Annotated in this window: 15 protein-coding genes; 1 reads left to right on the top strand and 14 read right to left on the bottom strand. The window is 60.8% G+C overall.

What is annotated here, in order from left to right:
- Nucleotides 1-19: 19 nt before the first annotated feature.
- From phnK to phnC, 9 genes are all read right to left on the bottom strand, one after another.
- On the bottom strand, nucleotides 20-820 hold the full coding sequence (gene phnK, locus AC1Z24_RS19015; RefSeq protein WP_483742185.1) for a phosphonate C-P lyase system protein PhnK: 801 nt from the start codon (nucleotides 818-820) through the stop codon (nucleotides 20-22).
- A complete protein-coding gene (locus AC1Z24_RS19020) occupies nucleotides 817-1,692 on the bottom strand; it encodes an alpha-D-ribose 1-methylphosphonate 5-phosphate C-P-lyase PhnJ (protein WP_259108668.1) in 876 nt (291 codons plus the stop codon). Before AC1Z24_RS19020 ends, phnK begins: the two co-directional genes overlap by 4 nt.
- Nucleotides 1,689-2,774 carry a carbon-phosphorus lyase complex subunit gene (locus AC1Z24_RS19025; RefSeq protein WP_483742186.1) on the bottom strand — a complete coding sequence of 362 codons (1,086 nt, stop codon included), beginning with the start codon at nucleotides 2,772-2,774 and terminating at the stop codon, nucleotides 1,689-1,691. Before AC1Z24_RS19025 ends, AC1Z24_RS19020 begins: the two co-directional genes overlap by 4 nt.
- The gene (phnH, locus tag AC1Z24_RS19030) at nucleotides 2,774-3,370 is read right to left on the bottom strand and encodes a phosphonate C-P lyase system protein PhnH (protein WP_483742187.1); all 597 of its coding nucleotides are present in this window, start codon (nucleotides 3,368-3,370) and stop codon (nucleotides 2,774-2,776) included. The genes AC1Z24_RS19025 and phnH overlap by 1 nt, the downstream gene beginning before the upstream one ends.
- Nucleotides 3,370-3,825 (bottom strand): phosphonate C-P lyase system protein PhnG, encoded by a 456-nt coding sequence (gene phnG / locus AC1Z24_RS19035; protein ID WP_483742188.1) that lies wholly within the window; start codon nucleotides 3,823-3,825, stop codon nucleotides 3,370-3,372. The genes phnH and phnG overlap by 1 nt, the downstream gene beginning before the upstream one ends.
- Nucleotides 3,826-3,839: 14 nt before the next feature.
- Complete coding sequence (phnF, locus tag AC1Z24_RS19040) at nucleotides 3,840-4,544, bottom strand: phosphonate metabolism transcriptional regulator PhnF (protein WP_483742189.1); 705 nt, start codon at nucleotides 4,542-4,544, stop codon at nucleotides 3,840-3,842.
- Nucleotides 4,545-4,600: 56 nt separating this feature from the next.
- Complete coding sequence (gene phnE, locus AC1Z24_RS19045) at nucleotides 4,601-5,389, bottom strand: phosphonate ABC transporter, permease protein PhnE (protein WP_259108685.1); 789 nt, start codon at nucleotides 5,387-5,389, stop codon at nucleotides 4,601-4,603.
- A 125-nt stretch (nucleotides 5,390-5,514) separates the two neighbouring features.
- A complete protein-coding gene (gene phnD / locus AC1Z24_RS19050; RefSeq protein ID WP_483742190.1) occupies nucleotides 5,515-6,519 on the bottom strand; it encodes a phosphonate ABC transporter substrate-binding protein in 1,005 nt (334 codons plus the stop codon).
- Nucleotides 6,520-6,563: 44 nt separating this feature from the next.
- A complete protein-coding gene (gene phnC, locus AC1Z24_RS19055; protein WP_259108689.1) occupies nucleotides 6,564-7,397 on the bottom strand; it encodes a phosphonate ABC transporter ATP-binding protein in 834 nt (277 codons plus the stop codon).
- Between the two features lie 349 nt (nucleotides 7,398-7,746).
- On the opposite strand from phnC, the gene AC1Z24_RS19060 reads away from it, so the two are divergent.
- Entirely contained in the window at nucleotides 7,747-8,601 is an 855-nt protein-coding gene (locus AC1Z24_RS19060; protein WP_483742191.1) for an alpha/beta hydrolase, read from the top strand.
- On the opposite strand, the gene AC1Z24_RS19065 is transcribed toward AC1Z24_RS19060, so the two are convergent.
- The 5 genes from AC1Z24_RS19065 to ddpC all read right to left on the bottom strand — a co-directional run bounded on the left by AC1Z24_RS19065 (nucleotide 8,598) and on the right by ddpC (nucleotide 15,677).
- On the bottom strand, nucleotides 8,598-10,490 hold the full coding sequence (locus AC1Z24_RS19065; RefSeq protein WP_483742192.1) for a methyl-accepting chemotaxis protein: 1,893 nt from the start codon (nucleotides 10,488-10,490) through the stop codon (nucleotides 8,598-8,600). The genes AC1Z24_RS19060 and AC1Z24_RS19065 overlap by 4 nt on opposite strands.
- A 409-nt stretch (nucleotides 10,491-10,899) precedes the next feature.
- The gene (locus AC1Z24_RS19070) at nucleotides 10,900-12,480 is read right to left on the bottom strand and encodes a sensor domain-containing diguanylate cyclase (protein WP_483742193.1); all 1,581 of its coding nucleotides are present in this window, start codon (nucleotides 12,478-12,480) and stop codon (nucleotides 10,900-10,902) included.
- A 352-nt stretch (nucleotides 12,481-12,832) separates the two neighbouring features.
- Nucleotides 12,833-13,801, bottom strand: coding sequence for an oligopeptide/dipeptide ABC transporter ATP-binding protein (locus AC1Z24_RS19075; RefSeq protein WP_483742194.1), 969 nt, complete (start codon nucleotides 13,799-13,801; stop codon nucleotides 12,833-12,835).
- Nucleotides 13,798-14,784, bottom strand: coding sequence for an ABC transporter ATP-binding protein (locus AC1Z24_RS19080; RefSeq protein WP_483742195.1), 987 nt, complete (start codon nucleotides 14,782-14,784; stop codon nucleotides 13,798-13,800). Before AC1Z24_RS19080 ends, AC1Z24_RS19075 begins: the two co-directional genes overlap by 4 nt.
- Nucleotides 14,785-14,786: 2 nt before the next feature.
- Entirely contained in the window at nucleotides 14,787-15,677 is an 891-nt protein-coding gene (gene ddpC / locus AC1Z24_RS19085; protein WP_483742196.1) for a D,D-dipeptide ABC transporter permease, read from the bottom strand.

Consider the following 15,677-nt stretch of genomic DNA (forward strand, 5'->3'; position numbering starts at 1 on the left):
GCATCTCCCCTGGGCCGGTTCACGGTTGCAGTACCGAAGAAACCAGCAGTTGCGAATACGGATGCTGCGGGTCGTCGAGGATCTGGTCGGTCAGGCCGCTCTCCACCACGCGGGAGCGGCGCATGACCATCAACCGGTCCGCCAGCAGCCGGGCCACGGCCAGGTCGTGGGTGACGATCACCACCGCCAGATCCAGCTCACGCACAAGCCCGCGCAGCAGGTCGAGCAGGCGCGCCTGCACCGACACATCGAGGCCGCCGGTAGGCTCATCCATGAACACCAGGCGCGGGTTGGAAACCAGGTTGCGGGCGATCTGCAGGCGTTGCTGCATACCGCCGGAGAACGTCCGTGGCAGGTCGTCGATGCGCAGCGGGTCAATTTCCACCTGGCTCAGCCAGTCGATCCCGGCGTTGCGCAGTTGTTGATAATTGCGCACGCCCTGGGCCATCAGCCGCTCGCCGATATTGGCCCCGGCCGACACGCCCATGCGCAGGCCGTCGCGGGGGCTTTGCTCAACGAAGCCCCACTCGGTGCGCAACAACGTGCGCCGCTCGGCTTCGCTGGCGCTGTACAAGTCGAGCCAGCGACCGTCGCTGCGCCGGTAATCGATGCCGCCGCGATCTGGCGGGCAGCGGCCGCTAAGCAGCGACAGCAAGGTGGACTTGCCCGAACCGGACTCGCCAACGATGCCCAGCACTTCGCCTGGGTACAGCTCGAAACCGACGCCGTCGCAGCCTTTTTCCGGGCCGTACAACCGGGTCAGGTCACGCACTCGCAGCAATGGCTCGGCCTTAAACCTTGGCTTGATCATGCTGTTCATGGGCGCTCCTTGAGGGTCTCGACGCGCTGGGCGCAGTAATCGGTATCGGAACAGACGAAGCTCTGGGTCCCGGCATCGTCGAGGATCAATTCGTCGAGGAAGGAATCATGGCTGCCGCAGATGGCGCAGCTCTGTTCCCAACGCTGCACTTCGAAGGGGTGATCCTCGAAGTCCAGGCTCGCTACCTGGGTGTAGGGCGGTACGGCATACAGACGTTTTTCCCGGCCCGCCCCGAACAGCATCAGGGCCGGGCTCATATCGAGCTTGGGGTTGTCGAATTTTGGAATCGGCGACGGGTCCATCACGTAGCGCCCGTCCACCATCACCGGGTAGGCATAAGCGGTGGCGATATGGCCGAATGTGGCGATGTCCTCGTACAGCTTGACGTGCATCACCCCGTAATCATTCAGCGCATGCAGGGTGCGGGTTTCGTTTTCCGAGGGCTCGATAAAGCGCAGCGGCTCGGGAATCGGCACCTGATAGACCATGATCTGGTCGGCATGCAGGGGTGTTTCCGGAATGCGGTGGCGGGTCTGGATCACCGTCGCATCGGGGGTGCGCTCGGTGGTGGCGACGCCGGCGGTACGGGCGAAGAAGCGGCGGATCGACACCGCATTGGTGGTGTCGTCGGCGCCCTGGTCGATGACCTTGAGCACGTCTTCAGCACCGAGAATCGCGGCGGTCAATTGCATGCCGCCGGTGCCCCAGCCATAGGGCAGCGGCATCTCGCGGCCACCGAACGGCACCTGGTAACCGGGAATGGCCACGGCCTTGAGCAAGGCGCGGCGGATCATGCGTTTGGTCTGCTCGTCCAGGTAGGCGAAGTTATAGGCTTCGTCGCGCTCCTGACGCGGCGGATTGTAGGCATTCATGGCTTGGGCTCCTTGTCAGCAGGACCGACGGGGTTGCGCAACTTGCGGATCAGCTCCAGTTCCGCCTGGAAATCAACGTAGTGCGGCAGCTTGAGATGAGAGACAAAACCGGCCGCCTCGACGTTGTCGCAATGAGCCAGGACAAATTCCTGCTGCTGCGCCGGGGACTGGATTTCTTCGTTGTATTCCTCGGCGCGCAAAGAGCGGTCAACCAGCGCCATGGCCATGGCCTTGCGCTCGGCATGCCCGAAGGCCAGGCCGTAGCCGCGGGTGAACTGCGCGGGCTCGTCGCCGCTGCCGACGAACTGGTTGACCATCTCGCACTCAGTCACTTCCAGGCTGCCGATGGCGATGGGGAAGCCCAGCTCGTCCGGCTCGATCCACACGTCCACTTCACCGATGCGAATCTCCCCGGCAAAAGGGTGATTGCGCCCGTAGCCGCGCTGGGTCGAATAACTCAGGGCCAGCAGGAAGCCTTCGTCGCCACGGGCCAGGGCCTGCAGGCGCTGGGCGCGGTCGGCCGGGTATTCAATGGGCTCGCGGGTGATATCGGCCACGGCGGCACCATGGTCGTGTTCTTCCTTGATCAGGCCTTCCTTGGCCAGCAGGCCCAGCACGCGCGGGCAGCTTTCCAGGTCGGCGCCCTCCTTCACCTGCGGCCCCGGAAACTCACCTTCGGCCAGCAGGCTGAAATCCAGCAGGCGGTGGGTGTAGTCAAAGGTCGGGCCGAGCAGTTGCCCGCCCGGCAGGTCTTTGAAGGTCGCGGACAGACGCCGCTTGAGCTGCATGGCGCCGGTGTCCAGCGGCAGGCTGGCATTGAAGCGCGGCAAGGTGGTGCGGTAGGCACGCAGCAGGAAGATGGCTTCGATCAGGTCGCCTGCGGCCTGCTTGATTGCCAGTGCGGCCAATTGTTCGTCGTACAGCGAACCCTCGGTCATGACCCGGGCCACGGCCAGGGGCAGTTGCTGACGGATCTGTTCGACATCCAGTTCGGCAACGCAAAGATCGCCCCGGCGTTGCTTGGCCAGCAGGCGGTGGGCGTTATCGATGGCTTGTTCGCCACCCTTGACGGCGACATACATCAGGCGCCCTCCTTTACACGGGTGCTGCGCGGCAGGCCGAGCAGTTCGCTGCCTGCCAGGAAGAACACATCCAGGCCACGGGGAAAGTCGTTGTGTAGCCCGCGTTGCTGCCAGAAGCTGTCCTGCAGCGGCAATGCCACGCGGTTTTCATACTGGATGCCCGGCCCGCGCCAGCTCAAGGTGCGGCCACCATTGAGGCTCGGCAACTGGATCAGCAAGGTGCAGGACTGATCGGGATAACGGTCATTGCCCAGATCGAAGCCGCTGAGGTTGCTCAACTGGTTTTCGTCGAGCAAGGCAAAGCGTGCGTTCTGCCGGTCGCTGACGATCGGGCAGCCGCAGTGGAACGACAGGTTGGCGCGAATCGCCGGGGAGTCGAAGGCCGGGGCCAGCCACAGCGGGGTGTCCAGATCCAACAGGGCCAGACACAGGGCGTGGGTGGCGGCGGCCAGGCCCGGCAAGGCCGGTGGCTGATGAGCCGGTTGCAGGCAGTGAGTCACGCCGGGGCCGGCCAGGGCCTTGAGGGCCACGCGAAAACTGCGCTGGGCGTCCAGCACCGGGTCGGCAAATGCCGGTTGCAGCAGGGTTGCACTCATCAGTTCTCTCCTCTGACCAGGGTAAAGAATTCCACTTTGGTCGCAGCGGTTTCAGCGTCCTGGCGAGCCCGGCGCGCAGCCTGTGCCGACGCCAGGGGTTCGATCAGTTCGGTAAGCCAGTGCTGTTTCTGCGGGCCTTGCAGATGGGCGTCGGCCAGGGCGGCCAGCTCGGCGCGGGCCTTGTCGCGCCCGGCCAGGTAGCTGTAGCCGGTGCGACCGTCGGCCAGACGCACCACGCAACGGGTCACGCTCATTTCACCCAGGTTGAACGGCGCGCCGCTGCCGCCCATGCGGCCACGGACCAGGGTCATGCCGATTTCCGGGGCGCGGATCAGTTGGTATTCGGCGTCACGCAGGGCCGATTCATGGAGGCGCAGTTCGGCGCCCTCGGCCTTGGCCAGCACGCCGATCCAGCGTTGCCGGTCGGCGATGGTGTGAGGCAGTTCAGGTGGCATAGTCGGCATCTCCATCATGTGATGACCTGATACTGGAAGCGGTCGGAGCGGCTGGTGGAATGGCTCAATTCCACCGGCTGACCGCTGCGGTCGTGGGATACGGTGAGCACGGTGACTGCGGGCAGATGCCGCGGCATCATCAGCAGGTCGGCTTCTTCACGGGTCGGCAGGCGTGCGCCGATCAGGCTGAATGTGCGGCTTAACGGCAGTTCTCGGGCAGCCAGATACTGGCGCAACGAACCACCTTTATAGGCGCTGAGCAGTTCACTGCGGCTGCCACAGAAACGGTGGCGAATCAGGCTGACCGGCTGGCCGTCGAGCTTGCGCAGGGTGCGCAGTTCGATCAGCGGCGCGCCGGGTTCGAGCTTCAGATGCCCGGCATCTTCGACCGTGGCCAGGCAGTTCTGACGCTGGATCAGAATGGCTTCGACGCCGATGCCCTGGGCCGACAGCGACTGGCTGTAGGCGCTGTCCACAGCCATGGGGTAGATCAGCGGCCGCTCCAGCACCTGGGTGCCACGGCCCTGGCGGCGCAGCACGCTGCCTTCGCGCACCAGCTCGTCGATGGCGCGACGTATGGTGTGGCGGTTGACGTCGAAGCGTGCGGCCAGTTGCACCTCGGCGGGCAGGTAGTCGCCGGGCAGATAACCAGGCAACTCACGGCGCAGGGTGTCGGCCAGCTCGCGGTAAATCGGTTCTGCTTGTCTAGACAATTCCATGCTTTAAAAAAGTGCCGTCCGGCACCCTCTCCCATCGGCAGTGATCTAAAAAGTGCTCAGATAAAAAGCTTGCGCAAGCGTTGTGACAGGATGTCGATCACACTGACCACGCAGATGATCACCAGCAACACGGCGCAGGTCTGGACGAACTGGAAGGCGCGGATGTTCTCCCAGAGAATCACGCCGATACCGCCGGCGCCGACCATGCCCACCACCGTCGCCGAGCGCACGTTGGATTCGAAGCGGTACAGCGCGTAGGAAATCCACAGCGGCATGACTTGCGGAATCACCCCGAAGATCACTTCCTGCAAGGCACTGGCGCCGGTGGCTCGCACGCCTTCGACCGGGCCTGGATCAATGGCTTCCACGGCTTCGGCGAACAGCTTGGCCAGGACCCCGGTGGTGCTGATCCACAGTGCCAGGACCCCGGCAAACGGGCCGAGACCGACGGCCACCACGAACAGCATGGCGAAGACCATTTCATTGATGGAGCGAAAGGAATCCATGACCCGGCGCAGTGGCTGGTGAATCCACCACGGCGTGATGTTGTCGGCGCAGAGCACGCCCAGCGGCACGGAACAGACAATCGCCAGCAAGGTGCCCCACAGGGCGATATGCACGGTGACAATCATTTCCTTGAGGTAGGCGCGCCATTCGTGGAAGTCCGGCGGGAAGAAATCGGCGGCGAAAGTGGCCATGTTGCCCGAGTCGCGGTACAGCGCCAGGGGGTTCATTTCGGCGCCATGCCAGGCCCAGGCCATCATCGCCAGAAACAGGCCCCAGCCCAGGTATTGCGGCCAGGTGCGCTTGCCGACGGCCTGTAGGGAAGCTGCGTGAGTGGTCATAGTCAGATCTCGAATGTGACGGGATTGATGTGGGACCGGCTTTAGCCGGGAAGCTCTTGATTGAAGTGCGCCTTCCCGGCTAAAGCCGGTCCCACAGGAGTTCCCCAAATCGTTGATTCAGGCCTTTACCCCGCGCTGGCGGTGTTCTTCTTGTCCAGCTCGCTGATGCGGTCCTGCAACTTGGTCAGGCCGGCATCGATATCCTTGAGCTTCTGGGTCTTCTCTTCGGCGCTGAGGCCGGTGCTGGCGGTGACTTCAGTGCGCTGCTTGAACAGTTCGAGCTGGCGAATGGTCAGCAACTGGTCATCCGAGGACTTGAGAAACTTGCCCATCTGCATGTTCTTCAGCACTTCCTTTTCCGCATCGGTATTGCCGTAGTCAGCGAAGAAGGTGCGGATCTTGTTTTTCTCGTCGTCAGACAAAGACTTGCTCCAGACCATCGGGTCGGCCGGGATGATTGGCGACTTCCAGATCACCTTGAGCATGGCGGCCTTGTCCGGTTGGGTTACAGCCAGGCGGTCCCAACTTTCGGTATTGAAGGTGGCCACATCCAGCTGGCCCTTGGCGACGCTCAGCGCGTTGACTTCGTGGCTGGAGTTGAGGGTGCGCTTGAACGCCGTTGCGGCATCGACGTGGTTCTTGGCGAACACGTAATAGCCAGGCACCAGGTAGCCGGAGGTGGAGTTGGGATCGCCGTTGCCAAAGGTCAGGCTCTTGGCGTTCTTGAGCATGTCATCCACGGAATTGATCGGGCTGTCCTTGCGCACGATCAGCACGCTCCAGTAGCCGGGGGCGCCGTTGGCGGCCGAGGTCTGGGCGAAGATTTCGCCGTTGGAACGATCCACCGCTTCCATTGCCGCCTTGTTGCCCAGCCAGGCCACATCGACCTTGTTGAAGCGCATGCCCTGGATCAGCCCGGCATAGTCAGAGGCAAAGGTCGCGTTGATCTTGAGCCCGGTTTTCTTGCCCATGTCATCGAGGAACGGCTGCCAGATGCTCTTGAGGTTCTGCGATGATTCGGTGGACATAATGCCGAAATTGATGACTTTCTCTTCTGCCTGCGCATTGCCCAGCAGTGCGCCGGTCAGCAGGACGGCAGACGCGAATACGCGACCGATACGATTCAACATGGAAGGACTCCTGTAGATACGTTCATGGATTACAGAGGGTTGATTCAGCGCGCTGCCACAAGGCGCGGCGCCGGGGTTTCGTGACGCGAGGCGGCACCTGCGACCATCAGGCTGGTGTCGACGTCGGCGCCGTAGAGCTCGTTGAGAAACTGGCCGCAGAGTTCTTCACCGCGACCGTCGAAATGAATGCGCCCGCCCTTGAGGGCTACGGCGCGTGGGCAATAGCGAATGGCGTAATCGACCTGATGCAGGGTCACCACCACGGTCTTGCCATCGCGGCGATTGATATCGGCGAGGATTTCCATGACCTTGCGCGCGGACTCGGGGTCCAGGGAGGCAATGGGTTCGTCAGCAAGAATGACTTCGGCCTGCTGGGTCAGGGCGCGGGCAATGGCGACGCGTTGCTGCTGACCGCCGGACAGGGTCGAGGCGCGCTGGGCGGCCAGATCGGCGAGGCCGACGCGGTCCAGATTGGCCATGGCGCGCTGTTTCTCTTGCGCATTGAACAGGCCCAGGCTGCCACGCCAGCGCGGCATGCGCCCCAGACCGCCGAGCAGGACGTTGTCCAGCACGCTGAGGCGATTGACCAGGTTGAACTGCTGGAAGATATAGCCGATGTCGGCACGCAGGCGGCGCACCTTGCCATTCAAGCGGCCGGCAGCCTGCACCTCCCGGCCCAGCACCTCAACCCGACCGCCATTGTTGCGGTCGCAGCAGGCCAGACCGGCCAGGTGGCGCAACAGGGTGGATTTGCCGGAACCGGACGCACCGATCAACGCCACCATTTCGCCCTGTTGTATAGACAACGCCAGATCAACCAAAGCGGATTTTCGGGAGAACGTCTTGTTCAGATGCTCGACATGGATAGCTGCGTTCATGGGGCTTCTCGGTCAGGTTCTGGAAAACAGCCTGGACGGCCGCCTTGTTGTGTCATCGAAACTAGACCGAGGATGTTGCAGCGCTGTGATGTGTCAGTGACGCGGGAATAACCGTTTTGTGAAAGGTTGAGTCAGGATGTTTCACAATCGCCGAGGAACCACCGTTGATCCATGCGGCTGGTAGCCCTCTGTGGGACCGGCTTTAGCCAGGAAGGCAATTCGACAGACGATAACGGTGTATCGATCACACCTACGCCTTCCCGGCTAAAGCCGGTCCCACATTTTGTACGCTTGCCTGAACACACAGCAGCCGCCACCATCAGCCATCCCCGAATCAAAGGCGCGTTCCATGCACTGGCTCCCCCTTCTCAAACACCTGCCCCTGCTCTTCCTCAGTTGCCTGCCCCTGCTGGCCCGGGCCGCTCCGGAGTCGTTGGTCTACCGCTTCGAACGCCTGCAACTGGACTCTGCGGACGGCAGCCTGCATTACCGCCTGGACCTGGCCATCCCGCGCAAGGCGCCGCCGCAGGCGGGTTATCCGGTGATGTACCTGCTGGACGGCAACAATGCCCTGGCGGAACTGAAGGAAGACTGGCTCAAGGAGCTGGACGGCGGCAACCCACCGCTACTGGTGATGATCGGCTACGAAATGGACGGCCTCTACGACATGGAACAGCGCACCCGCGACTACACCGGGGCCAGTTCCGCCGCCTTCCTCGATCTGATCCAGACCCGCATCAAGCCGCTGGTGCAATCACGCTTGCCAGTCGATCAGGCACGGCAAAGCCTGTGGGGCCATTCATTTGGTGGTTTGTTTGTACTGTACGCGATGCTCGAGCAGCCACTGGCCTTCAACAATTGGTTCGCAGCCAGTGCTTCGCTGTGGTATCAGCCGCCGACCTATGACAAGGCTATGGCCTTCGCTGGTATCAAGGGCGAGCCCGTGCGTCAAGTGTTGATCATGCGCGGTTCGAAGGAAGGCAAGTTGCCGATCAAGCGCTTCGACGGCGGTTCGATGGAGCGGCGCAAGGCCATGGAGGCAGTGCCGATGGAGGCCAATCGCGAGGTTGCCCGACACCTCAGTGAAGTGCCGGGTATCCAGGCCCGTTATGAGAACTTCGACGGTTTGAATCACAGTGAGGTATTCAGCGCTGCCCTGCATCCAGCGCTGAGGCTGGCGGCAGGGCTGAAGGCCGGTTTTTAGATGCGGAAGGTACCCACCAGGTGTTGCAGACGCGCGGCCTGCTCTTCCAGGTAGGAACAGGCATCCAGCGTCAGCTTGAGGTTTTCCACGCCGCGCTGGTTGAGGTCGTTGATCTGGGTGATGTCCATATTGATCGACTCGACCACAGCGGTCTGCTCTTCGGTGGCGGTGGCCACTGACTGGTTCATGCCGTTGATCTCGTCGATGCGCCGGGTGACGCTGCCCAGGCGCTCGCCCGCCGTGTTGGCGATGGTCACGCTGGACTCACTCTGACGCTGGCTCTCGGTCATGGTGACCACCGCGCTACGAGCGCCGATCTGCAACTCTTCGATCATCTTCTGTACTTGTTGCGCCGAGTCTTGGGTGCGATGCGCCAGGTTGCGCACCTCATCGGCGACCACGGCAAAACCGCGCCCTGCTTCACCGGCCCGCGCGGCTTCGATGGCAGCGTTGAGCGCCAGCAGATTGGTCTGCTGGGAAATACTGGTGATCACTTCAAGGATCTGGCCGATATTGACCGTCTTGTCGTTGAGGCTCTCGATATTAACGCACGACTCGCTGATCTTCTCCGACAGCTCGTTCATCGCCTTGATGGTCTGCTGCACCACGCTCTGGCCGTCAGTGGCCAGGCCGCTGGCATCGGCCGACTGCTGCGAAGTACGCGCGGCGTTCTGGGCGATTTCCTGAGCGGCGGCACCCAGTTCGTTGATCGCTGCGGCCACGCTTTCGGTACGACTGGCCTGCTCGCCGGAGTTAGTCATGGACGAGTTGGACGCCTTGACCACGCGCATCGCCACATCACCCAGTTGCCCGGCGGTGGACGCCACTTCGCGGATCGAACCGTGGATACGCTCGACGAAGTGGTTGAACGACTGCGCCAGGGCGCCGAATTCGTCCTGGGATGTGATCGTCAGGCGCTTGGTCAGGTCGCCGTCGCCGTCGGCGATATCACGCATGGCCCGACCCATCTGGTGCAGCGGCTGCATCAGTACGCGGATCAGCAGACCCAGCAGCAGAATGATGATCACCACCGAGATGACCATGGCCGTGATGGCCGAGGTACGGAACTCGCTGAGCATCGAGTAGGCGGCGTTCTGGTCCAGCACCAGAGCGACATACCAGTTGGCCGATGGCAGGCCTTCGATATGGGTGAAGGAAATGATTTCCGCCTTGCCGGCAGCTTCAATCTCACTCACACCTGCAGCAATTTTCGGGGTATTGGCCGGATAGGCCTCGCTGATGTTTTTCAACACCAGCTTACTGTCCGGGTGCACCAGAATCTTGCCGTCGGCGCTGACAATGAACGCATAACCATGGCCGCCGAAGTTCAGCGAGTTGATGGTATTGCTGATGGTGTCCAGGGACATGTCCGCGCCAGCGACACCGGCCAGAGCATTCTGGATGTTGACCGGGGTAGCGAGTGTCACCACCAGCTTGCCCGAGGAGGCGGCGATGTAGGGTTCAGTAACAATGGTTCCCGCCGCCGCCTGGGCCGCTTTATACCAGCCACGAGCCCGTGGATCGTAGTCCGCCGGGCGATTGCCGGTCGGTACCGAAAACATCACCCCGGCGTTGCTGCCGAAATAGCTCAGGCTGAAGTTGTCTGCATAAGCCTTGAGGCCAACAGCGCGGGGCAGCTTGGCGACATCGGTACCGTCCACGGCGATCTGTTGGGCCATCGATTGCAGCAACTGGATACGCCCGTCCATCCAGGTCTGGATGTTAAGGGTGGTCAGGCTGCCCAGTTGTTGCAGTTCCGAATGAACGTTCTCTTTTAAAGTTTGGCGTTGTCGATAGTCATTCACGACAATAAAACAAGTAAATGCGACGACCACGACCAGAGCCGCGGCGAGCAGGATTTTCCTGCTGAAACCCAAACTTTTATTCATAGGGATACTTCCATTACAAGAATCGACTTCGGAGGTAGTACTGCGCACAAGCGTGCAAGACAAATGCCAGGCGGCGTTTTACGGACTCTTGTGACAAAAGGATAGGCTGGGAGTTAAATATTTTCCGGAACTCGCCTGACGGAGGGATGCAGAAACGACTCAGCCAGGAAATTGGATCCACATTACCACTCACTGCAGCGACTGCACATAAACCAGAATGGCGTCGAGTCATTAATAAAACATTCGACAAAAGGCATGTTCGATTCGGGCAATGGTTACTCTATATAAGATACATGACGCTAATCTGACCAACCGGTCGGAGTCGTCGGATATCTACCCCATACCCATACTGTATAAAAGGGTTTGATGCATGCAAAACTGAACGCCTCAGGCGAGTTTCAGGATGGACTCAGACATCTGTCCTATCGCGCCTGACCGATACCCTGTTACGCCCCTGCTGTTTGGCCAGGTACATCTCCTCATCAGCGGCCTTGAGAACATCCGTAATGTCATCGGCGCTGCCCGGCCAATGAGCAACCCCTAGAGAGACGGTGATAGAACCGACAATATCAATCGTTTCTTGCTGCACCGCCACCCGCAGCCGCTCGGCAAACTCCGAAGCCGCTTCAAGCGACACCTCAGGCAACAGGATCAGGAATTCTTCACCACCGACCCGGCAGGCATAATCACTGTCTCTCGAACAAGCCTGCATCAGCCCGGCCAGTATCTTTAGCACGGCGTCGCCAACATCGTGCCCGTACCGATCATTCACTTGCTTGAAGTGATCGATGTCCAGGGTCACCAACGAAAATGGCCGATATTCACTCCGCAGAACATCGAGCACAGCGGACAGCGCCCGACGGTTCAGCAGCCCGGTCAGCGGATCGGTCTGCACCTCTTTGTTGAGCTTGACGATTCTGGCCTGCGTCAATGCGACGCCCTGCAACAACGCCTTGCGAATCAGGGCAGACTCAAAGTACCAGGACCGCACACTGATGATCTTTTGCGAAGTTTCAGGGGCCTGCATGTTCTTCGCGCATTCAGCCAGTTGCGACAATGGCCGACTAATAAAACCGCTCAACCAGAACACGCCAAGGATACCGATCACGGCCATGGGCAGAATGCCGATGATGCTGCGGTAGATCAGGCTGTCCATGGGCAGCAATGCCCTCTCCACCGATTGCAGCGACACCACGCCCCAGCCCACAGACTTGACCGGCGAATAACCGGCGAGCATTTCCCGGCCTAGAAAGTTGACCACCAGCGCGCCACCATTCTCGCCACCGAGAACCTTATCGACCACTTCATTTTCACCCACCGTCTTGCCGACCCGCTCTGGGTCGGGGTGATAAAGAATGGTTTTAGTGGCGTCCACGACATAGACATAAGCGTCGTCGCGATAAAAATGGGATCCAATCAAATTGTGCAGAATACTTCTTTGTTTTAAGTAAATGGCGCCCCCGACATAACCGAGGTAAGTGCCCCCATCATCGAATACAGGGCTTGAAACGATGATCACCAGATTGCCAGCCGCAGACACATAAGGTTCGCTGATCAGCGGCTTCCTCTGGGTCAGTGCTTCAACTGCACCAGGTGTTTGCAACTTGCCACCGCGTACCTGAACGGTATCGGGAGAAACGGTAATGACATTGCCCTCGGCATCGACCATGACGACGGCATTGAAACTGTCGGTCTGAAGCTTCAGACGCTTGGCTTCGGATATCGCAACTTCATGATTGTAATGACTCTTTCCGAGCAAGCTGGCGCTGAAAGAAACCTGTTGCTGTGCAGAATCAAGAAACTGATCGATCGTATCGGATAGTTTGCTGGCGTATACGCGGTTCGCCTCGACGGTGCTCTCGATCAACTGTTCCTTCTGAACGCGATAGGTTGAATAAAGCGTGTTGGACAGCGTGGCAGCAGCTACGACCACGGACAATAATAAAATCAGACGACGCAGGTCGAGCCGGGAAGCGACTTTGGACAACATTTAAACACCATCACTTTAACCAGAGCACATTGCCATTATGCATTTAACCCAATGCAAAATAAACGCGATTCTGAAGATGATCAGTGCATTGAAGAACAACTATGGATCCAACACACAAAGAAAGCCTGTAAATAAATCGCATTACGCCAGTTCAAAAAACGCAACCTGGATCCAACCTATATTAAAACATCTAATACCTACTACTTTAGTCGCTCACAGACTGATGAAGAGCTCACTACATTGCGCAGTAATTACTTCAGACAACTTATAACCTCCCACTATTACAGTAGGATTTAGCCGAGCAATCTCGCTCGGCTGATTGCATGCTGATAATTGCTGTCTGGCTTGTCGGTCAGGCCATCAAATGACAACGCACCGCCGTCTCCCCCACCGCCTTGAGCACCTGCGGCTTTTCACAGCCCGCCGTGGCCTTGGGGCAGCGGTCGCGGAAGAAGCAGCCAGCAGGAAGCTTGCGGTTACCCGGCAGTTCGGTCGGCGCCGAGGCCTGACTTTCATCCAGAGCCACGCCCAGACGCGGTACGGCGTCGAGCAGCAGGCGCGTGTACGGATGGCGTGGCCGTTCCAGCACTTCGGCGGCGCTGCCCAGTTCGACGATCTGCCCCAGATACATCACCGCCACCCGGTCGGCCATATGCCGCACCACCGAGACGTTGTGGGAGATGAGGATATAGGTCAGGTCGCGGCTGCGTTGCAGTTCGCCCAGCAGGTTGAGGATCTGCGCCTGCACCGAGATATCCAGAGCCGAGGTCGGTTCGTCGAGGACGATGATATCCGGGTCCGATGACAATGCCCGGGCAATGGCGATGCGCTGGCGCTGGCCGCCGCTGAACTGGTGCGGGAAGCGGTCCATGTACTCGCTGCGAATACCCACCTGGCTGGCAACCCGGGCGGCGATCTCGCGCATTTCCTGACGCGGCGCACCGCGCTGGACGAACAGCGGCTCGGTGATGACCTTCCACACCGGCAGACGTGGGTCGAGGGAGGACTGCGGGTCCTGGAAAACGATCTGCACGTTGCTGCGCCGTTCGCTTGCATTGTTATAGACCCATTGCAACTGGCCGCTGGTAGGCTTGATCAGGCCCATCAACAGTTGTGCCAGGGTGCTCTTGCCGCAACCGGACTCGCCGACCACACCGAGGGTCTCCCCGGCACGTACCTGCAGATCGATGCCGTTGAGGGCGTGGGCCACGCCCTTGGGCCGACCCAGCCAGTCATTGCCCACCGGGTAATGCACGCGCACATCGTCCAGGCCGAGAATCACCGGCAGCTCGCCAGCTTGTTGTTGCGGGGCACTGATCATGATGCCTGTTTCTCCATGTTCAACCAGCAGGCGCTCTTGCGCTGGCCGCTGGCATCGAGGGCCAGCAAAGGGGGACGTTCGCTGCACTTGGCCATGGCAAACGCGCAACGGTCACGAAAGGTGCAGCCGTCGGGCAAGGCCGACAGGTTCGGCACCTGACCGGGAATGGTCATCAGTTCCTGACCGGGCTCGACCTGCTCCGGCAGACCGCTGAGCAGCCCGCGGGTGTACGGGTGTTGCGGTGCCGCCATGACCTCGGCAGTGATGCCCTGTTCCACCACGGCGCCCGTGTACATCACATAAACGCGGTCGCAAAACTGCGAGACCAGGGCCATGTCATGGGTTATCAGCAGGATCGCCGTGCCCCGCTGCCGGGCCTTTTCCCGCAGCAGCAACAACACCTGCCGCTGCACTGTGACATCCAGTGCCGTGGTCGGCTCGTCGGCAATCAGCAATTGCGGATCGCAAGAGAACGCCAAAGCGATCATCACCCGCTGACGCATGCCGCCGGACAGCTCGAACGGATAGCTGTCCATCACCTGTTCCGGGTCAGCGATATGCATGTCACGCAACAGGGCGATGGCCTTGGCCCGGGCCTCGGCCTTGCTCAGTTGCTGGTGATGAATGATCACGTCGGTCATCTGCCGACCGATGCGCCGGGTCGGGTTGAGCGCGGTCATGGGCTCCTGGAAGATCATCGCCGCATCGCGACCACGGACCTTGAGCAGGTCTTTTTCCTGAGCGGCGAGCATGTCGCGGCCGAGGATATGCAGGCTGCCGCTGCTGACCCGGTAACTGCGCTCCGGCAGCAGACGCAGACTGAGCATGGCGGTCACGGATTTGCCGGAACCGGATTCGCCTATCACCCCGACGATTTCGCCGGGCCTGACCTCCAGCGACACGCCATTAAGCGCCTTGACCGTACTGCGATAAGCCGGGAATTCGATACTCAGATTGTCGATACTCAGCACAGGATTGTTCATGCTCATTTCCCCTGCTGCCGTGGGTCAAGCAGATCGCGTACGCCATCGCCCAACAGATTGAAACCGGTGGCGGTGACCAGAATCGCCAGCCCCGGAAAGGTCGAGTACCACCACTGATCGAGAATGTAATTACGCCCGGTCGCGACCATGGCGCCCCATTCCGCCGTCGGCTGTTGCGCGCCCAGGCCGATAAAGCCCAGGGCCGACGCCATGAGGATGGCCGCGCCGATATCCAGGCTCAGTTGCACCAGCAACGGCGGCGTGGCATTGCGCGCCACGTGCCAGAGCACGATATGCCAGCGTCCGGCACCGAAGGTCTGAGCCGCCTTGACGTAGCCCATCTGGCGGATGCTCAGGGCCTGACCGCGAGCCAGCCTCACGTAGTACGGAATCCGCACCAGGGTGATGGCCAGCATGGCATTGAACAGGCTGGCACCCAGTGCCGCAGCCAGGGCCATGATCAGCACCAGGGACGGCACCGACAGCATGATGTCCATCAGGCGCATGACCAGGCTGTCGAAACGACCGCCGATCACCCCGGACATGCAACCCAGCAGGCCGCCGATCAGGCAGGACGCGAACGCCACAAACAGGCCGACACCCACCGACTGGCGGCTGCCGTACAGCACGCGGCTGAACAGGTCGCGACCGACTTCATCGGTGCCGAACCAATGCGCCGCCGACGGCTCGGCCAGGCGCTGGGACAGGTTCAGGGCGTTAGGGTCATGGGACGCCAGCCATGGCGCAAAGACCATGCACAGCAACACCAGCAAGGTGATGGTGAGCCCGGCCATGGTCATGGGGCTGCGTCTGATCTGATAACTCAGGTAAGCGAGTTTTTCCGGCCAGCGCGAGGGCAAGGCAACGGTGGTTGGAACGGGAGAAACGCTCAT

This window comes from Pseudomonas sp. JL23, from assembly GCF_056933585.1.